Raw genomic sequence first — 18,830 nt, 5'->3', positions numbered from 1 at the left:
ATGATGCAAAATTTAAGTGAACGAAAGAAAATACTCTTTTTGTCTGGAATTGATTTTAAAGAAAAATCAATTCAAGTTATTCGGAAAACACCAGAGTATTATGCTTCGTCTGGTTGGAATGTAGATTATATTGTTGCTCGTGATAATGATGCTGGTGGAAATTACTCTTATGAAAAAGAGATAAATCCAGAGGGTGTGAATGTTTCTCGATTCTATTGGCCAATTACGAAATTTCGCCAGATGTCAAATCGCTACTTAAAGCTAATTTTTTCCAAAATAGCCAGCTTAATGGTGATTTTTGCACTAGCTTTGCAGGGCTACAAGAAAATAAAATCAGGTAATTATGATGTAGTTTATGGCTATGAATTACATGGCGTACTTGCATTAACGCTTATTAAACCATTTTTAAAAAATGAAAAAATCGTAACAAGATTCCAAGGAACATTTTTAAATGAAATGTTAGAAAATAAACAATGGTTGAGATTGCTTTTTAATGCAGACTTGATTTTAGCTTTAAAAGTGAAGTCTGATTTAACTATCATGACAGATGATGGTACAGAGGGTGATAAAGCACTCAAAAAGATAAGAGGTATTGATAATTTAGGGAATATTAAATTTTGGACAAATGGTGTAAATGTAATTGAGCATAGCAAGTGGCCAGACTTATCTAAAGATAAAATAAAGATTGTATCTATTTCTAGATTGGTAGGATGGAAAAGAGTTGATCGATGTATTAAGGTTGTAGAACAACTTGTTGCCAATGGTTTTACTGATTTTGAGTACGAAATCATTGGAGGGGGGGGATTAAAAGAAAAATTAGAACAAATGGTTAAATCGCTCTCTCTTGAGCCTTATGTAAAATTTTCAGGTGCTTTGCCTCATCATGAGGCTGTAAATAGATTAAAGGAATCACAGATATTTTTCTCGATGTATGATTCTTCTAATGTAGGCAACCCATTATTAGAAGCTATAAGAGCAAATAAAATTATTGTAACACTTAATAATGGTGATACTGGATCTTGGATTAAGCATCAAATAAATGGACTGATTTACAATCCTAATGATGATTTTTTTGAGCAAGCCGCGCAAGATATTCAAAATTTAGTTCACAATGATATGCTGAGAGAAGGTATGTTAAAAGAATTAAATAACACGGAATTGAAAAAATTGTCTACATGGTGTGAAAGACTTAAAAATGAGGAGTGTGCAGTGTTGGAATTGTTTAATTAGGATCTTTAAATAGAAATAGTATTTAAAGTTGATATACAATTACTTTCAATTTTGGAAGTAATTTAATTTTTTTAAGATAAGATTATTCATATGCTATTGCGTGATATAAATAGTAAAATATTTACTGTGTTAATTTATTTTATACTTTTTTTTCCTGCAAAATATTTAAATGAGTATTATGTTTTAATTATTTTAACTTTGTTTTTTTTGTCTTTTATAAATAGAGAAAGTTTAAACGTAAGTGAAACTTTAAAAATTTTTATTTTTATTTTTGTTGGAGTTGTTTTGAGTGCATCGTTACCTGTTTTATTTCTTGGTAGTGATGTTTTTAGAAATATACCAGAAATTTTGAGATTTATACCTGTAATACTTATATTGTTAAATTTTAAAAATATTAATTTAAGTGAAAATAACATTTTTAAAATATTTTCGTTTTACATTTTGGCTAATTTTATTGTTAGTTATATGCAATTTTCTAATTATAGTGCTGTTGCTGTGGTTAGTAATATATATTCAAGTGATTTACATATTGAATATTCTTTGAATGGTGCAAGCAGAGCATTAGGGTTAAGTCCTGGACCAGGCCAAAATGGATCTATTTCAGCTATTTTGTCAATTTTTTTCTTAATTAATTATTTTTGTAATGAAAAATATAAGAAGTCTAGTATGTTTTTCTACTTTATATCATTGTCATGTGTTTTATTATCACAATCTCAAACTGCATTTGTAGCTTCTATTTTGTCTACAATTTTTATAGTTGGTTTTTTTGGTTTAGGTAAGTTAAGCATATCAATTTTTAAAAAGCTTTCAATTTTCATTATGATATTGATTCCTATTGTTTCTTCTGTTTTATTAAATTATATGGATAAGTTAAAATACTTATTCACTTTATTTGAATACGGTACTTCTAGATCTTCTTATGTTGCTAGGGAGGAGAAAACTAGCCAAGTTATTAGTCTGATAAGAGAGAATAATTTCTTTTTATTTTTTGGACATGGTAAAGATTATATTGAAGGATCAAGTTCAATGGATAATGAATATGTTTTTTTAATAGCTGTATATGGGCTTTTTGTCACGGTTTTAATTTTTTTCCTATATTTTTATTCTATTTTTTTTTCTTGGATAAATAGAAGTATTTTTTCATATTTAGTTATTTTTACTATATTTTGTGGTCTTATTATTGCATGGCCTAGCTCATTTATTACTGACTCTAAATTGATGCTGATATTTATTATATACTTATCACTTTGTATCAATAGAGCTAAGATGAAATCTTAAATTTGAGACTATAAAATGAAAATCGTTCTTTTATCCAATTCAATGAGTATTCATACTATACAATGGGCAAAATACTTAACAGAACAAGGTATGAATGTCCATGTTATTTCTCAGCAACCAAAGGGAGAGGATTTTCCAAAGAACATTCCTTTATCAATCCTTCCATTTAAAGGATTCCTTGGATATTTCCTAAATGCGTTTGCCCTAAAGAAACTTTTAAAAGAAATTAAACCAGATCTTTTGAATGCCCATTATGCTAGTGGTTATGGTACGACTGCGCGTTTAGCCAACTTTCACCCCTTTGTGCTTTCTGTTTGGGGAAGTGATGTTTTTGAATTTCCTTATCGCTCTCTTTTTCATAAAAAGTTACTCCAGCAAAATCTTAACAGTGCTGATGTTATAGCATCTACTAGCTTAAGTATGGCCAAACAAACTCAGCAATTTGTAGACGGGCATAAAAAAATTGAAATTACACCTTTTGGTGTAGATCTAGAAAAATTTAATCCTAGTGGTTGTAATAAAAATGCGAATGTTCAAACGATTTGTATTGGTACGGTCAAAACACTTAAACATGTATACGGTATAGATATCTTATTAAAAGCTTTATCGATAGTTTTTAGCGATATAAAAAATGAATTTCCCGAAGTTTCTAACCAATTAAATTTTAGAGTCGTTGGTGGTGGGACAGATATGGATGAACTTAAAAAGCTTGCTGTCGAATTGGGAATAGATCATCTAACACATTTTACTGGATCTGTGTCTCATGAAGATGTTCCAAGTGAATTAAATCGCTTAGATATATATGTTGCACTCAGTCGGCAGGAAAGCTTTGGTGTCGCTGTGGTTGAAGCTCAAGCTATGGGTATTCCTGTCGTTGTATCAAATGTTGGTGGCTTACCTGAAGTTGTGCAAAATGGAAAAACAGGTTTTATTGTAGATAGTGAAAATCCTCAACAAGCGGCAAATGCTATTAAAAAACTGATTTTAGATACTGAGCTTAGGCGAGCGATGTCTGTAGAAGCTAAACAATTTGCACATTCGAATTTCTCATGGCAATCGTGTGCAGAAAATATGTCAGATGTTTATCACAAAACATTAAAAATTTTAAAGTAAGGTAATTAATATGAAAATTCTTACAGTAATTGGCGCGCGCCCACAATTTATTAAAGCGAGTGTAGTATCAGCTGCGATTGAAAAAACAGCGGGTTTGTCTGAAGAGATTATTCATACCGGTCAGCATTTTGATGCAAACATGTCTAATATTTTCTTTGACCAACTAGGTATTCCAAAGCCTCATTACCAATTAGATATTAATAGTGGTAGCCACGGTTCTATGACTGGTCGTATGCTTGAAGCGATTGAAAAAATTTGCTTAGAGTCAAAACCAGATCGTTTAATGGTATATGGTGATACGAATTCAACATTAGCAGGTGCATTAGCAGCATCTAAATTACATATTCCTGTTGCACATATTGAAGCGGGTTTACGTAGTTTTAATATGCGTATGCCTGAAGAAATTAACCGTATTTTAACGGATCAGGTCAGTGATATTTTATTCTGCCCAACTGAGACTGCTGTTAAAAACTTGAAAAATGAAGGTTTTGAGGCTAAACCAGTTCAGATTTTAAATGTGGGCGACGTAATGCAAGATTCATCAATGTTCTTTGCTGAGCGTGCAGTAAAAGGTGAAGCACTTAAAGCCGTACCTGAAAGTAATTTTATTGTTGCTACATTGCATCGCGCAGAAAATACCGATGATCCTGTACGCTTAAAAGCTATTGTGGATGCACTGAATTACATTCATAAAAATATTTTGCCAGTCGTGCTGCCATTACACCCCCGCACACAGAGAGTTGTAAAATCTTTAGGGTTGTATTTGGAAATGTTAGTGCTTGAGCCTGTGGGGTATCTAGAAATGATCTGGTTATTAAAGCATTGTAATGCAGTGGTTTCTGATAGTGGTGGTGTACAAAAAGAAGCTTTTTTCTTTAAAAAACCATGTATTACTATGCGTGACCAAACTGAATGGGTTGAATTGATTGAGCACGGTGTCAATGTTTTAGCCGGTGCAGATACTCAAAAAATTATTGAATATACAAAAGTGATGCTAGACAAAAAAATTGAAGATCCATTGAATTTATATGGTGGTGGAATTGCTTCCTCTAGAATATCTAAATACCTTCAAAATATTTAATTCTTATTTTGAACAATCAACTTTAGATATTAGATTAGTAATAATATTTTTTGATATTAGAACTTATCTTTATTAATTGGAAATTTTTAGGTTATAGTTATTTATGAAAATAGTTTTACTATCAGGTGCTTCATCTATTCATACTATTCGATGGGCAAATGCACTAGCTGAAAAAGGAGTTAATGTTCATTTAATATCTCAGCATAAGCCTTTAGAAAGTTTGAATTCTAAGGTGAGTTTTTATGAGCTTCCATATAAAGGTATGTTAGGTTATTACTTATATATGAAAAAAGTAAAGGATTTAATAAGAAAAATTAATCCAGATATTGTAAATGCCCATTATGCTAGTGGTTATGCAACACTTGCTAGATTGGTAGGTTTTCATCCAACCTTGTTGTCTGTTTGGGGGAGTGATGTGTATGCTTTTCCTAATAAGTCCTTTTTGCATAAACAATTAGTGGTTAAGAATTTAAAATTTGCAGATAGGATAGCATCTACTAGTCTTGCAATGGCTGAACAAATAAATAGCTTATTACCTATTAAAAGTAATGATATTGCTATCACTCCATTTGGAGTTGAATTCTGTAAATTTGAAAATATTGAATATAAAAAAGACTCTAATGAAATCATTATAGGCACAATAAAGGGATTAGAAAACCAATATGGGATTGACATATTGATTAAGTCTTTTGCTTTGTTAAATAAAAAATTATTAAAAGATAATTCTCAAAAAAAAATATTTCTTGAAATTGTAGGCGCTGGTTCTAAAGAATCAGAATTAAAAGCTTTAGTAAAAGAGCTAAAATTAGATAATAAAATTAAATTTTTAGGTCGTATAGATCATAAATATGTTCCAGAAAAATTAAAATCATTTGATATTTTTGTAGCATTAAGTAGATTTGAGAGTTTTGGTGTGGCTGTTGTAGAGGCACATGCCGCGCGTAGACCTGTTATTGTATCAAATGTTGGCGGTTTACCAGAAGTTGTAACTAACAATGTTACTGGTTTTGTCATTCCTTATGAGGATATAGTTGAGGCGAGTAATAAACTAGAAAAACTGGTTAATGATTATGATCTTAGACAAAAGCTTGGCGAGGCTGGTTTTAATAATGCGCTGAATAAGTACAGTTGGGATAGGAATGTACAGACTATGATTGACCTATATGTGGAAATGATTAAACGTTAAATATTTATTAAATAACTAGTGGTTGTTTTTTAAATTAATGTTGGTTTGAATATTGTTGTATTTTTATCTTAGTAAGATATCACTTTTGCAGAAAGATGGCATAAAATTTTGCCATAATGATATTAATATTTCTTTTGATTTGTCTGTTTATTGTATTTTAAGGTTAGGTTGAATGAAAAGCATTTCGATTGTAGGTTTAGGTTATGTAGGGTTGTCTAATGCAATTTTACTCTCTCAAAGAAATAATGTTATTGCAGTAGATACAGATAAGCATCGTATAGATCTTGTTAATCAAAAAAAATCTCCCATTCAAGATGTTGAAATTAATTCTTACTTGAAAGACCATAATTTAAATCTTACAGCTACTGCAGATTGGAAAACTGCTTATCAGCAGTCAGATATAATTGTTATTGCTACACCTACAGATTATGATGAGGAAAAGAATTATTTTAATACTTCATCTGTAGAGTCTGTGATTCAAAATATTCTTACAGTTAATAGAAAAGCATTAATAGTTATTAAATCAACTATTCCAGTAGGTTTTGTTGATAAGGCGAGAGAAAAATTTGATACAGATAATTTGATATTCTCTCCTGAATTTCTAAGAGAGGGCAAGGCCTTATATGATAATTTGTATCCTTCAAGAATTATTGTAGGTGAAAAATCAGAGAGAGCTCGCGAATTTGCTAGTTTACTGGTGGAAGGTGCTTTAAAAAAAGATGTAGAGGTTCTTTTGACAAATTCAAATGAAGCTGAAGCCATTAAACTTTTCGCAAATACCTATTTAGCATTGAGAGTATCTTTTTTTAATGAGCTGGATACATATGCAGAATTAAAAAATCTTGATGCTAGACAAATTATTGACGGTATTAGCTTAGATCCACGTATTGGTAATTATTATAATAATCCCTCTTTTGGGTACGGAGGTTATTGTTTACCTAAAGATACAAAGCAGTTATTAGCTAATTATAAAGATGTTCCTAACGACATTATTACAGCTGTGGTTAATTCAAATAATACTAGGAAAAAATTTATAGTTGATCGAATTTTATCTGTTAAGCCTAAGACAGTAGGTATATATAGACTTATAATGAAACATGGATCAGACAATTTTAGATATTCTGCGATTCATAGTATTATTTCCTCATTGCAAAAAAACGGTGTTAAAGTGGTTATTTATGAACCGACTTTAAGCTTAGATATATTTAATGAATGTCCTGTTGAACATAATCTTATAGCTTTTAAAAAATCATCTGATTTAGTTTTATGTAATCGTATGGATGATGATCTGCTTGATATTGTAGATAAAGTTTATACTCGTGATCTTTTTAATATCAACTGAGAGAACTCATGAAAATTCTTTATTTCCATCAATACTTTAACACACCAGAAATGTCAGGTGGCACTCGTTCGTATGAAATGGCTCGTCGCTTAGTTGCTGCTGGCCATGAAGTCCATATGATTACATCTTGGGTTAAAGAAACGGATCAAACCGATTGGTATGTGACGAATGAAGCAGGAATTCATGTCCATTGGTTTCCAAACTATTATAATAATAAAATGTCTTATATAGATCGCATTAAAGCATTTTTTAGATTTGCTTTTCATGCGGCTAAAAAGGGAAAAACTTTTAAAGATGCTGATGTGGTTTTTGCAACAAGTACGCCTTTAACTATTGCTTTACCTGCGGTCTCTACGGCTAAAAAGTTAAAAGTACCCATGGTATTTGAAGTCAGAGATTTATGGCCAGAACTTCCTATCGCTATGGGGGCTCTTAATAACCCCCTTGCACAAAAGTTAGCGCATGGTTTAGAGCGTTGGTCATATAACAATTCAAAAGCGATCGTTGCTCTTTCTCCTGGTATGAAAGAGGGTGTTGTCAAAACTGGCTACCCTAAACAGCAAGTGGCTGTAATTCCAAATAGCTCTGATTTGGAATTATTTAATGTCGAAAATGAAAAGGTTACGCAATTCAGAGAATCTTTGACTTGGTTGCAAAATCGTCCGCTCCTTGTATATACGGGCACTTTTGGTCATATTAATGGCGTTGGCTACCTTGTAGAGTTGGCTGCGAAGTTAAAGGATATTAATCCTGAAATTCGCATCTTATTGGTGGGTGATGGTATTGAATTTGACCAAGTAACTTCATTTGCTCAAGAGCAAGGTGTACTAAACAATAACCTGTTTATGATGAAAAAAATACCTAAAAAAGATATTCCAGTTATATTGAATGCTGCAACCTTATGTACAGCTTTATTCATTGATAAACCTGAAATGCGGGCAAACTCAGCAAATAAATTCTTTGATGCACTTGCTGCTGGAAAACCAATTATGATCAATTATGGTGGGTGGATGGTTGATTTAATTGAAAAAAATAACTGTGGTTTAGTGACGTGGAATCTAGATATCGAATCTGCTGCTCAGAAGATTGCTAGTTTTATAGCTGACTCAGAATCTTATGAAATTTCTGCAGCTAATGCTAAAAGACTGGCAAATACTCAATTTCATAGAGATGTGCTTGCAGAGCAATTAAACCAGGTTTTAATGAATACTGTTAACACAAGTAATATCACACCAGATTCAATTACTCAGAAATATTATGATTAAACGCCTTCTCGATATTATCATCGCCTCCGTTGCCCTGATCCTGCTTTCACCACTTTATGCATTCGTTTCTTACAAAGTAAAAAAGAATTTAGGTTCGCCGGTCTTGTTTCGCCAGGTGCGTCCCGGTTTGCATGGCAAGCCCTTTGAAATGATCAAGTTCCGGACCATGAAAGATGCTGTGGATGAACAGGGCAATCCACTTCCGGACAGTGAACGCTTAACGCCTTTTGGACAAATGCTGCGTTCTACCAGTCTGGATGAAATGCCGGAACTATGGAACGTGATTAAAGGTGATATGAGTATTGTTGGCCCACGCCCATTGCTGATGGAATACCTGCCGCTTTACAGCCCTGAACAGGCCAAACGTCATGATGTTCGTCCGGGTATGACGGGTCATGCACAAGTGAATGGCCGCAATGCCATAGGCTGGGAAGAAAAGTTCAAGCTGGATACCTGGTATGTGGAAAATCGATCCACTTGGCTCGACTTTAAAATCATGTTTAAAACCGTATATAAAGTTTTAGCAAAAGATGATATCAGTGCCGAAGGCGAAGCCACCATGACACGCTTTACTGGCTCACAAAACAAGGATGAAACATGATGACAGCTTTATATATTGGTATTTATGGTGCAAGTGGTTTTGGTAAAGAAGTTATGCCATTGGTTCGCCAGCAATTTCCAACCTTAGCCAAAGATAGCTTTGTTTTTATCGATGATGGCCAAGCCGGCAATAGTTTAAATGACTATGCTGTTTTAAGTTATCAGGATTTTCTTGCTAAACCGAATACACATAAGGCTGTAACGATTGCTATAGCAAACAGCCAAGTTCGTGAAAAACTGGTCCAGCGTTTAACTGAAGACCAGATTCAGCATTTAGATGTTCAGGCCAGTAATACCGTTATTCTAGATGAAGTGCATATGGGTGAAGGAAGCTTACTTTGTCCTTTCACTTGTCTGACATCCAATATTAAAATTGGAAAATTCTTTCATGCCAATATTTATAGCTATGTTGCTCATGACTGTGTGATTGGAGATTACGTCACCTTTGCTCCCGGCGTGAAATGTAATGGCAATATTCATATTGAAGACCATGCCTATATTGGTACGGGTGCTGTGATCAAACAGGGCACACCAGACCAACCTTTAATTATTGGTCGCGGTGCGGTGGTGGGTATGGGTGCAGTCGTGACTAAAAGTGTACCTGCAGGCGTGACTGTAGTGGGTAACCCTGCACGAGTGCTGAAAAAGAACTAATTTTTTAAGATGAATACAATTAATACTCTAGGATAAAGCATGCTAAACACAGCATTTGAACCATGGCCAAGCTTTACTCAACAAGAGGCAGATGCCGTATCTCAAGTTTTACTGTCGAATAAAGTCAACTATTGGACCGGACAGGAATGCCGCGAGTTCGAAAAAGAATTTGCCCAATTTGCGCAAACCCAATATGCCGTGGCACTTGCCAACGGTACTGTCGCTTTAGATATTGCCCTCAAAGCCTTGAACATTGGCACGGGTGATGACGTGATTGTTACCTCACGTACTTTTTTAGCGTCGGCAAGTTCCATTGTGACAGCAGGTGCCAACCCCATTTTTGCAGATGTAGAACTCGATTCACAAAATATTTCTGCTCGCACCATTGAGGCAGTACTGACTCCAAATACCAAAGCCATTATTTGTGTGCATTTGGCAGGCTGGATGTGTGATATGGACCCGATTATGCAACTGGCAAAAGAAAAGGGTCTGTATGTGATTGAAGACTGTGCCCAAGCGCATGGTGCGATGTACAAAGGCAAAGCTGCAGGTTCAATTGGACATATTGGTGCGTGGTCTTTCTGTCAGGACAAAATTATGACCACAGGTGGCGAAGGCGGTATGGTCACCACCAACGATGAACAGCTATGGAAAAAAATGTGGTCCTACAAAGACCACGGTAAAAATTACGACAGCATTTATCACAAACAACATCCACCAGGGTTCCGTTGGTTACATGACTCATTTGGCACCAACTGGCGCATGATGGAAATGCAAGCCGTGATTGGACGTATACAATTACAGCGCATGCCAGAATGGACACAAAAACGTACCGAGCATGCACAGCGCATTTTGGCAGCCTTTCAGGACAGTCCATATTTTACTGTGCACTATCCAAACAGTGACTATGTACATGCCAACTACAAGTGCTATGTGCAGGTCAATAGCGAACAGTTACCTGCAGGTTGGTCACGTGATCGTATCATGCAGGAAATTAATGCCCTGAATGTACCTTGTTTTAGCGGCTCATGTTCAGAAGTGTATTTAGAACATGCCTTTGATGGTACAGCATGGCGACCTGCACAGCGGTTGGTCAATGCACAGCAATTGGGCGAAACCAGTTTAATGTTCTTGGTTCATCCAAATTTAAGCAATGACAGCATAGAAAAAACCATTGCAGCCATTCAGCAGGTGATACAACAGATGGCAGGCTAAGCCATACTTGTGATGCAGCCTTCTAGTGGTGATCTTCATCTTGCGATAGAGCGCAAAGGGCTGTGTCAGATTAGTTGGTGCATTTACATCACTAGACTATTGCAGCGCGATAAAGCCATCTAATCTTTAAATCGAAAATAGAGTAAAATATGCCAAATGATATATTTTACTTTGATAAAAATAGTGTGAACTGAAAATTGTCTATTTAATGTTTATAGACAATTTTCAGTAAAAAAATATTGAGAAGCCTCATCCCGTGAAATCCATTATCGAACCTGCTGTAGAATCCCCCCGCTTAGTCAAACTTGCATTTTTAATGGTGCTGGACTTTTGTGTATTTCCTGTCTTGCTTTGGCTATGTTATGCCATTCGCCAGTTTGATTTAGGCGCAGAAGTGGTGCCTAACTTGGCTTTTGGTTCGGTATGGGCAAGTGTAATTGCCGTTGTATCGCTGTTTATTTTTGGGGTGTATCGCTTTATTGTGCGCACCTACAGCGAACTGTTTATGGTCAAACTGGGGTTGGGTACCTCTTTGACTGTGGCAGGGTTGTATGCGTTGGCTTACTTTACCGATGCCTTTATCCCCACATCTATTCCGCTCATGTTCGGATTTCTCATGTTCGCATGGGTTTGGTTTAGCCGTGGTTTTATTCGCTTTATCGTGCGTTCTTATTTACAAGCCGATGTACAAAAAAAACGTGTGGCGATTTATGGTGCAGGCAATGCGGGACAGCAAATTGCAGCAGCATTATACAATTCCGATGAACACTTACCCGTATTATTTATTGATGATGATCCATCACTCACAGGGCAGCAATTAGGACGTTTAAAAGTCTATGACGCAGACAGCGCATTAAAATTCCTGGCTAAAAAAAATGTCGATGAAATTTTGATTGCACTGCCTTCTGTAGGACGGATGCGTAAAAGTGAGATCGTCAAATTCTTAGAGCCTGCACATATTAAAATTACCGAAATTCCAGGACTGACCAAACTGGTCGATGGTGAAATTCGCGTATCGGATATTCAGGAAGTCGATATTATTGACTTGCTCGGGCGTGACCCTGTGCCGCCAGTCCCCGAACTGTTGACTAAAAATATTCAAGACAAAATGGTCATGGTTACAGGGGCGGGGGGGTCCATTGGTTCTGAACTGTGTCGCCAAATTGTTAAAAATAAACCCAAAGCTTTGGTAATTTATGAGCTGACCGAATTTGCGTTGTATAGCATTGACAAAGAATTACGCTTAAATAGCGATGTCACGATTATCCCGATTTTAGGTTCAGTACTCGATCAGGCCAAACTAGAGCGAGTGATGGAACAGTATAGGGTTCAAACCGTGTACCATGCGGCTGCTTACAAACACGTGCCCTTGGTAGAATGTAACCCATTGGCAGGTTTGAAAAACAACGCCATTGGTACGGCATTTAGCTTAAATGCAGCGGTCAAAACAGGTGTAGAAACTTTTGTACTCATTTCTACCGATAAAGCCGTGCGTCCAACCAATGTCATGGGGGCGTCTAAACGTATGGCAGAATTGTATTGCCAGGCGATGGCAGAAGCGCAAGATCAGACCCAAATTAGCATTGTCCGCTTTGGGAATGTCTTGGGTTCATCGGGTTCGGTGGTGCCGTTGTTTAAACAGCAAATTGCCAAAGGTGGGCCTATTACCGTGACTCATCCTGAAGTTACCCGTTACTTTATGACCATTCCAGAAGCCTCGCAATTGGTGATTCAGGCGGGTGCTTTGGGTCAGGGGGGCGATGTATTCCTGCTGGATATGGGGGAACCTGTACGCATTCAGGACTTGGCCCGTCAAATGATTGCACTGAGTGGTTTAAAAGTACGAGAAACAGGCAGCCAGGAAGGTGATATTGAAATCCAATATTCAGGCTTACGCCCAGGCGAAAAACTTTATGAAGAATTGTTGATTGATGCCGATAATACCGAAGTGACCCAGCACAGTCGTATTTTACGTTCTTATGAAAAAATGTATCCGTTGGATGAATTGCTGATGGTGTTTGAGCGTATGCATGACTTAACCGCAATTCAAAGTGATATCGACTGGGCTTTAGCACAGCTTGAACACTATGTGGATGGTTATGCCCGTGGGACAGAAATTAAGGTGAACTAAATTTCAAAAACTAAGTTGAAGTAAGTCCAACTTGTTGATGAGTAAAATTAATTAAAAATTTGTGTGAAATTAGGTATCTGAGATGATTAAAAAAGCCATTTTACCCGTAGCTGGTTTAGGCACCCGTTTTCTGCCAGCCAGTAAAGCCATTCCTAAAGAAATGGTGACTGTGGTCGATCGTCCTGCGATTGAATATGTAGTACGGGAGGCAGTTGCAGCAGGGATTGAGCAAATTATTTTGGTAACCCATTCCTCTAAAGCCTCCATTGAAAACTACTTTGACCGTAACTTTGAGCTAGAAACCACTTTGGAACAAAAACAAAAAATGGATTTGCTCAAAGAAATTACCGAAATTTTACCTGCACATGTCAGTGTCGTGAGTGTACGTCAGCCACAACCTTTAGGCTTAGGGCATGCAGTTTTATGTGCTAAATCTGTAGTGGGCAATGATGCTTTTGCAGTGCTGTTACCCGATGTATTGGTTAAAGATGATGCGGCACAAAATGACTTGGCACGCATGATTCAGCGTTTTGAGCAAAGCAAAGCTGCACAGATTATGGTTGAAGCAGTGCCAGATCATCTGGTCGATCAATACGGTATTGTCGATGTAGCCACAGCACCTGCTGAAGGTGAAAGTACCGTGATGCAGGGCATTGTCGAAAAACCCACAGTAGGCACGGCACCTTCTAATTTATCGGTGGTGGGGCGTTATGTCTTGCCTGCAAAAATTATGACTTTGCTCGAAAACACCCCTAAAGGAGCAGGCAATGAAATTCAATTGACCGATGCCATTGCCATGTTGCAGCAAAATAGTGTGGTGGAAGCTTACCGTATGCAAGGTCAGACTTTTGACTGTGGCAGCAAGTTGGGTTACTTAAAAGCAGTGTTGCATTATGGGCTCGATCATCCAAAATTAGGCGAAGATTTTAAAGCCTTGATTCAAGAGTTAAAGATTGAATCTTAAAGGTGATTAAGGGGGGAAAGATTAGAAAATCTTTCCTAGCCTCCCTTCTTACGCAAGAATTTAAAGCAGTGCTTAAATTCTTGCTCAGGGAGGAACATCCCATTACAAAGCCCTTGCTTGTGCGAACCTCCCCCTTTTCAAAGGGGGATTGAGGGGGATTAAAAAAAGGAGAGCCAAATATGGTGAAAACTTCCAATGTTGAAAATCTCTCCCAACCTCTCTTTAAAAAAGAGAGGGGTGCTCATTATAAAATTGATTTTATGTGCGAAAATTTAAAGCAGTGCTTAAACTCTTGCTCAGGGAGGAACATCCCATTACAAAGCCCTTGCTTGTGCGAACCTCCCCATTTTCAAAGGGGGATTGAGGGGGATTAAAAAAAGGAGAGCCAAATATGGTGAAAACTTTCAATGTTGAAAATCCCTCCTAGCCTCCCTTTAAAAAGGGAGGAACAGTAGGAAAGGATGAAATGTAAAAATCTTTCCTAATCTCTCTTGAATCAAGAGAGTAACCCCATGAAATAAACAGCATCAACCAATACGCAGGAACACATTTTGAAAGTCGCAGTCTTTGGAAAAACCCTCTATGCAGGCGTGATGTCTGCACTCTTGGCAGAATGTGGGCATCAAGTCTATTGGTGCGATATCTTTCAGGATGCTGCCCATCCACTCGAACAGCAACATCTCAGCTTTCAAGACCAAGCCTTGAGCCTGTTATTACAACAACAATGCAGCAAGGGCTTTTTACACTATTGTGATTTTGCTGCATTGCCTTTAGATGTGGATGTCTATCTACTCAGTTTGAACCCGACTGAAGAAGCACACGCCTTAACCGTTTTGGGGCAGTTGCAACAACGTCCGATCATTCACCCTAAATTGATGATCAATGCCTCGACTTTGGGTTTAAATGGCACACAGCGCCTGCAAAAAATCTTGCCACAAGATGACTGGATGTATTTGCCCGACATGATTCAAGAGGGCAATGCCATTCAAAGTATGACCCGTGCACAGCAACTCACGGTGGGTTGTGAAAATGAACGTGCGCAAGTCAAACTCAAAGAATTACTCCGCCCCTTATTTCCACGTGCACAGCAATACCTGTTTATGCCCGTGTTGGATGCAGAATTTACCAAACTGAGTATTTCAGGCATGCTGGCAACCCGTATCAGTTATATCAATGACTTGGCAGTGGTGGCAGAAAAACTCGGGATTGATATTGAGCATGTACGCCAAGGCATGGCGGCAGATAGCCGTATTGGTGCATCGTATATGTACCCCGGTGCAGGGTTTGGTGGTGAAAACTTTAGCCATGATATTCAGACTCTGGCCAGTACCGTATCCACCACAGGGGTGAAAAGTCAGTTGTTGGCGCAGGTCTGGGACATTAACGAACAACAAAAAGAACTCTTGTTTAGAAAATTGTGGAATTATTATCAGGGCGATTTAAACGGCAAAACTGTGGCTATTTGGGGTGCAGCCTTTAAAGAAAATACCGCACGGGTGCAACATTCTCCCATTCATGTGATGTTGCCTGCGTTGTGGGCTCAGGGTGTGACGGTCAAATTACATGACCCACAAGCATTGCCTGAAATTGTGGCACAGTATGGTCAGCGCGATGATCTGATTTTATGTACAGACCAATATCAAGCCGTCGAAGGTGCATCGGCATTATGTGTGCTGACCGCGTGGAAACAATATTGGAGTTTGGATTATCCGACTTTGTTGCAGCAGATGCAGCATCCGCTGATTTTGGATGGTCGCAATATTTATGATCCTGAATTTGTGAAGGCACAAGGTTTTGCTTATATGGGAGTCGGTCGCTAATGATTCGTAGCACAATGTCACAGGCGCAAAGCTCGTTCTCCCAAAGTGACAATGCTTTGCCGCAGTTACAACAATTACAGCAACAGTTTCAGCAGCTGCATTTAAATCAGCTGTTTGCTCAAGATCCACAGCGTTTTCAGCGTTTCTCGGTGGCTTTGGACAGTGTGCTGTTTGACTATAGCAAGCATCGGATTGACGCCAAGGTGTTGCAGACCCTGGTTCAGTTTGCACAGCAGAGTCAACTTGCTGAGTGGATTCAACGTTTATTTTCAACGGCAACAGGCTCAGAGAAAATTAACTACACCGAACAGCGCGATGCGATGCATTGGGCCTTGCGTTTGCCTGCGACCAGCACAGCAGCAAGCGGTTCCGAACAGACCGATGCCTACGCTGCATTGACTGAGCAAGTCCATACCCAGCTTGAGCGTATGTATGCCTTGGTGGAAAAAATCCATGCAGGCCAATACCGTGGTGCCACGGGTGAAGTGATTCAGGATGTGGTCAATATTGGTGTCGGTGGCTCAGATTTAGGCCCGTTGATGGTGACTCAAGCCTTATCTGATTTTAAAGTGGCAACTGAAAAACCACTGAATGTACATTTTGTGTCCACCATGGATGGCAGCCAGTTATCTGAATTGCTGCATCGTCTGCGTCCTGAAACCACTTTATTTATTATTTCGTCCAAGTCTTTTGGCACTATTGATACCTTATCCAATGCACAAACGGTGAAACAATGGCTAGAAAAGGCCTTGGGCACACACACGCAAATTCTGAAACATCACTTTATTGGAGTATCCACCAAAGCCGATAAAATGACCGATTGGGGCATTTGCCCTGAAAATCAGCTCTTGCTTTGGGATTGGGTGGGTGGTCGCTATTCGTTATGGTCGTGTATTGGCTTACCGATTGCCCTGACCATTGGCATTGCGGGTTTTCAGCGGTTTTTAGCAGGCGCACATGCGGTTGATCAGCATTTTCAAACGGCTGCATTTGATCAGAACATCCCAGTGCTGATGGGCTTGCTTGGGGTATGGAATAATAATTTCCTGAATATTCAGACTCATGCGGTCTTGCCTTATGATGGACGCTTAAAATACTTCGCTTCGTATTTACAGCAATTAGAAATGGAATCGAATGGCAAGTCGATTCAGCGTAATGGCGAGGCGGTGAGCGTCGATACTTGCCCGATTGTTTGGGGTGAGGTCGGGCCGAATGCCCAGCATGCGTTCTATCAATTGTTGCATCAAGGGACACATGCGGTCAGCTGTGATTTTATTGCCCCTATGCAGCGTTATAATGCCAATCAATTTACCTATGCTGAAAATGCTGAGGCTTTGGTGGAGCAGCATCATTTAGCCTTGTCCAACTGCTTGGCACAGTCGCGGCTTTTGGCCTTTGGTAATCAGGCTTTAGATCAGCAGGAATTAGATGGCTTAGCGGCATATAAGCAGTACAGTGGTAATCAGCCAAGTAGCAGTATTTTATTGCAAGAACTCAATCCGTATAGCTTAGGCATGTTGATTGCCCTGTATGAACATAAAGTCTTTGTGCAATCGGTGCTGTGGAATATTAATCCTTTTGACCAATGGGGCGTAGAAAAAGGCAAGGAAATTGCCAATCAGCTCTTGCCTATTTTAAATGGGCAGCAACAGGATTTATCCGCACTCGATGCATCGACTCAAGGTTTATTAAAAATTTTATTAGGAAAAATAGATGGCTAATGTTTTAGTAACAGGCGGTGCCGGCTATATCGGTTCACATACCTGTGTCGAGTTGCTGAATGCAGGGCACAGCGTGGTGGTGCTGGATAATTTATGTAACAGTTCAGCAGAGTCTTTAGCACGTGTGCAACAATTGACAGCTAAACCCCTGCATTTTATTCAGGGCGATATCCGTGATGCTGCAGCTTTAGATAACGTATTTGCTGAATATGCAATTGATGCAGTGATTCATTTCGCAGGTTTGAAAGCAGTTGGAGAAAGCCAGCAAATTCCACTCAGTTATTTTGACAACAATATTGCAGGTTCAATCAGCCTGATTCAGGCCATGCAACGTGCCAATGTATTTAAACTGGTATTTAGCTCATCAGCCACGGTATATGACGAAGCCAATATTTCGCCGTTGAATGAAGATATGCCAACAGGAATGCCAAGTAATAATTATGGCTATACCAAACTGATTGTGGAACAGCTCTTAGAAAAAGCTGCCGCAGCAGATCCTCGTTGGTCGATTGCGTTATTGCGTTATTTTAACCCTGTGGGTGCGCATAAAAGTGGTCGTATTGGAGAAGACCCACAAGGTATTCCAAATAATTTAATGCCTTATGTCACCCAAGTGGCGGTGGGACGTCGTGAAAAACTGTCAATTTTTGGGCAGGATTATGCCACACCAGATGGCACTGGCGTGCGAGATTATATTCATGTGGTCGATTTGGCCAATGCGCATTTATGTGCCTTGAATAACCGTTTGACTGCACAGGGTTGCCGTGCTTGGAATATTGGTACGGGTAATGGAATTTCGGTGCTGCAAGTGAAGAATACTTTTGAACAGGTCAATGGTGTGCAGATTCCATTTGAGTTTGCACCACGTCGTGAAGGCGATGTGGCGATATCTTTTGCAGATAATAGCCGCGCCTTGCAAGAACTGGGCTGGACACCACAATATGGCCTAGAAGATATGTTGACTGATAGCTGGAACTGGCAAAAGCAGAATCCGAATGGTTATCGTCAAAATTAATCATTCTAGCCATACACTCAGCCACAAGGTTTAGAGCATAAAAACGGGAGTCAGTTTTGACTGTTCCTTAAAATGTATTCAAACATACTCAAGGACTAATTCGCACTCTGTTAATGTCTTGTTGCCAAGCGTGTAACTAGAGCCTGAGTCGGTCAGTTCCGACTTGTAGCGGTCAGTCCGTTCTTGCAATATACGCTTTACAGTTTTGTAAGGCG

15 protein-coding genes are annotated in these 18,830 nt (G+C 38.4%); all 15 read left to right on the top strand.

Annotated features, from left to right (window positions below; all coding sequences use genetic code 11):
* The first annotated feature begins 3 nt into the window (after positions 1-3).
* Positions 4-1,230 (top strand): glycosyltransferase, encoded by a 1,227-nt coding sequence (locus FTU92_RS12485; protein WP_180096370.1) that lies wholly within the window; start codon positions 4-6, stop codon positions 1,228-1,230.
* 90 nt (positions 1,231-1,320) lie between these two features.
* A complete protein-coding gene (locus FTU92_RS12480; RefSeq protein ID WP_180096368.1) occupies positions 1,321-2,508 on the top strand; it encodes a hypothetical protein in 1,188 nt (395 codons plus the stop codon).
* A 15-nt stretch (positions 2,509-2,523) separates the two neighbouring features.
* Positions 2,524-3,621, top strand: a complete 1,098-nt coding sequence (locus tag FTU92_RS12475; protein ID WP_180096366.1) for a glycosyltransferase — start codon at positions 2,524-2,526, stop codon at positions 3,619-3,621.
* Between the two features lie 10 nt (positions 3,622-3,631).
* Positions 3,632-4,702 (top strand): non-hydrolyzing UDP-N-acetylglucosamine 2-epimerase, encoded by a 1,071-nt coding sequence (gene wecB / locus FTU92_RS12470; RefSeq protein ID WP_218944579.1) that lies wholly within the window; start codon positions 3,632-3,634, stop codon positions 4,700-4,702.
* A gap of 103 nt (positions 4,703-4,805) precedes the next feature.
* Positions 4,806-5,888, top strand: coding sequence for a glycosyltransferase (locus tag FTU92_RS12465; RefSeq protein ID WP_180096364.1), 1,083 nt, complete (start codon positions 4,806-4,808; stop codon positions 5,886-5,888).
* A gap of 172 nt (positions 5,889-6,060) precedes the next feature.
* Positions 6,061-7,230, top strand: a complete 1,170-nt coding sequence (locus FTU92_RS12460) for a nucleotide sugar dehydrogenase (RefSeq protein WP_180096362.1) — start codon at positions 6,061-6,063, stop codon at positions 7,228-7,230.
* 8 nt (positions 7,231-7,238) lie between these two features.
* Positions 7,239-8,495 carry a glycosyltransferase family 4 protein gene (locus tag FTU92_RS12455; RefSeq protein ID WP_180096352.1) on the top strand — a complete coding sequence of 419 codons (1,257 nt, stop codon included), beginning with the start codon at positions 7,239-7,241 and terminating at the stop codon, positions 8,493-8,495.
* Positions 8,488-9,096 (top strand): sugar transferase, encoded by a 609-nt coding sequence (locus FTU92_RS12450; RefSeq protein WP_180096350.1) that lies wholly within the window; start codon positions 8,488-8,490, stop codon positions 9,094-9,096. Before FTU92_RS12455 ends, FTU92_RS12450 begins: the two co-directional genes overlap by 8 nt.
* Positions 9,096-9,749 carry an acetyltransferase gene (locus FTU92_RS12445; RefSeq protein ID WP_180096395.1) on the top strand — a complete coding sequence of 218 codons (654 nt, stop codon included), beginning with the start codon at positions 9,096-9,098 and terminating at the stop codon, positions 9,747-9,749. Before FTU92_RS12450 ends, FTU92_RS12445 begins: the two co-directional genes overlap by 1 nt.
* Positions 9,750-9,788: 39 nt before the next feature.
* Positions 9,789-10,964: a DegT/DnrJ/EryC1/StrS aminotransferase family protein gene (locus FTU92_RS12440; protein WP_180096348.1), complete on the top strand. Its 1,176-nt coding sequence runs from the start codon at positions 9,789-9,791 to the stop codon at positions 10,962-10,964.
* 256 nt (positions 10,965-11,220) lie between these two features.
* Positions 11,221-13,095: a nucleoside-diphosphate sugar epimerase/dehydratase gene (locus FTU92_RS12435; RefSeq protein ID WP_180096346.1), complete on the top strand. Its 1,875-nt coding sequence runs from the start codon at positions 11,221-11,223 to the stop codon at positions 13,093-13,095.
* A gap of 82 nt (positions 13,096-13,177) precedes the next feature.
* The gene (galU, locus tag FTU92_RS12430) at positions 13,178-14,059 is read left to right on the top strand and encodes a UTP--glucose-1-phosphate uridylyltransferase GalU (RefSeq protein WP_180096344.1); all 882 of its coding nucleotides are present in this window, start codon (positions 13,178-13,180) and stop codon (positions 14,057-14,059) included.
* Positions 14,060-14,610: 551 nt separating this feature from the next.
* Positions 14,611-15,879, top strand: coding sequence for a nucleotide sugar dehydrogenase (locus FTU92_RS12425; RefSeq protein WP_131261289.1), 1,269 nt, complete (start codon positions 14,611-14,613; stop codon positions 15,877-15,879).
* A gap of 14 nt (positions 15,880-15,893) precedes the next feature.
* Positions 15,894-17,600: a glucose-6-phosphate isomerase gene (gene pgi / locus FTU92_RS12420; RefSeq protein ID WP_180096394.1), complete on the top strand. Its 1,707-nt coding sequence runs from the start codon at positions 15,894-15,896 to the stop codon at positions 17,598-17,600.
* Positions 17,593-18,615, top strand: coding sequence for a UDP-glucose 4-epimerase GalE (gene galE / locus FTU92_RS12415; RefSeq protein ID WP_180096342.1), 1,023 nt, complete (start codon positions 17,593-17,595; stop codon positions 18,613-18,615). The genes pgi and galE overlap by 8 nt, the downstream gene beginning before the upstream one ends.
* Positions 18,616-18,830 lie beyond the last annotated feature (215 nt).

The sequence above is a fragment of the Acinetobacter sp. YH12205 genome, from assembly GCF_013418125.1.
In the GTDB taxonomy this organism is placed as follows: domain Bacteria; phylum Pseudomonadota; class Gammaproteobacteria; order Pseudomonadales; family Moraxellaceae; genus Acinetobacter; species Acinetobacter towneri.
The sequence above is the reverse complement of the archived record's forward strand: the minus strand, read 5'-3'. Positions and strand labels throughout refer to the sequence as shown.

Excerpts from the sequence above, each read along its gene's own strand:
- galE (WP_180096342.1), top strand. The coding sequence starts at position 17,593 with ATGGCTAATGTTTTAGTAACAGGCGGTGCCGGCTATATCGGTTCACAT.
- FTU92_RS12465 (WP_180096364.1), top strand. The coding sequence starts at position 4,806 with ATGAAAATAGTTTTACTATCAGGTGCTTCATCTATTCATACTATTCGA.
- FTU92_RS12445 (WP_180096395.1), top strand. The coding sequence starts at position 9,096 with ATGACAGCTTTATATATTGGTATTTATGGTGCAAGTGGTTTTGGTAAA.
- wecB (WP_218944579.1), top strand. The coding sequence starts at position 3,632 with ATGAAAATTCTTACAGTAATTGGCGCGCGCCCACAATTTATTAAAGCG.
- FTU92_RS12455 (WP_180096352.1), top strand. The coding sequence starts at position 7,239 with ATGAAAATTCTTTATTTCCATCAATACTTTAACACACCAGAAATGTCA.
- FTU92_RS12450 (WP_180096350.1), top strand. The coding sequence starts at position 8,488 with ATGATTAAACGCCTTCTCGATATTATCATCGCCTCCGTTGCCCTGATC.
- FTU92_RS12440 (WP_180096348.1), top strand. The coding sequence starts at position 9,789 with ATGCTAAACACAGCATTTGAACCATGGCCAAGCTTTACTCAACAAGAG.
- galU (WP_180096344.1), top strand. The coding sequence starts at position 13,178 with ATGATTAAAAAAGCCATTTTACCCGTAGCTGGTTTAGGCACCCGTTTT.
- FTU92_RS12475 (WP_180096366.1), top strand. The coding sequence starts at position 2,524 with ATGAAAATCGTTCTTTTATCCAATTCAATGAGTATTCATACTATACAA.
- FTU92_RS12485 (WP_180096370.1), top strand. The coding sequence starts at position 4 with ATGCAAAATTTAAGTGAACGAAAGAAAATACTCTTTTTGTCTGGAATT.
- pgi (WP_180096394.1), top strand. The coding sequence starts at position 15,894 with ATGTCACAGGCGCAAAGCTCGTTCTCCCAAAGTGACAATGCTTTGCCG.
- FTU92_RS12480 (WP_180096368.1), top strand. The coding sequence starts at position 1,321 with ATGCTATTGCGTGATATAAATAGTAAAATATTTACTGTGTTAATTTAT.
- FTU92_RS12460 (WP_180096362.1), top strand. The coding sequence starts at position 6,061 with ATGAAAAGCATTTCGATTGTAGGTTTAGGTTATGTAGGGTTGTCTAAT.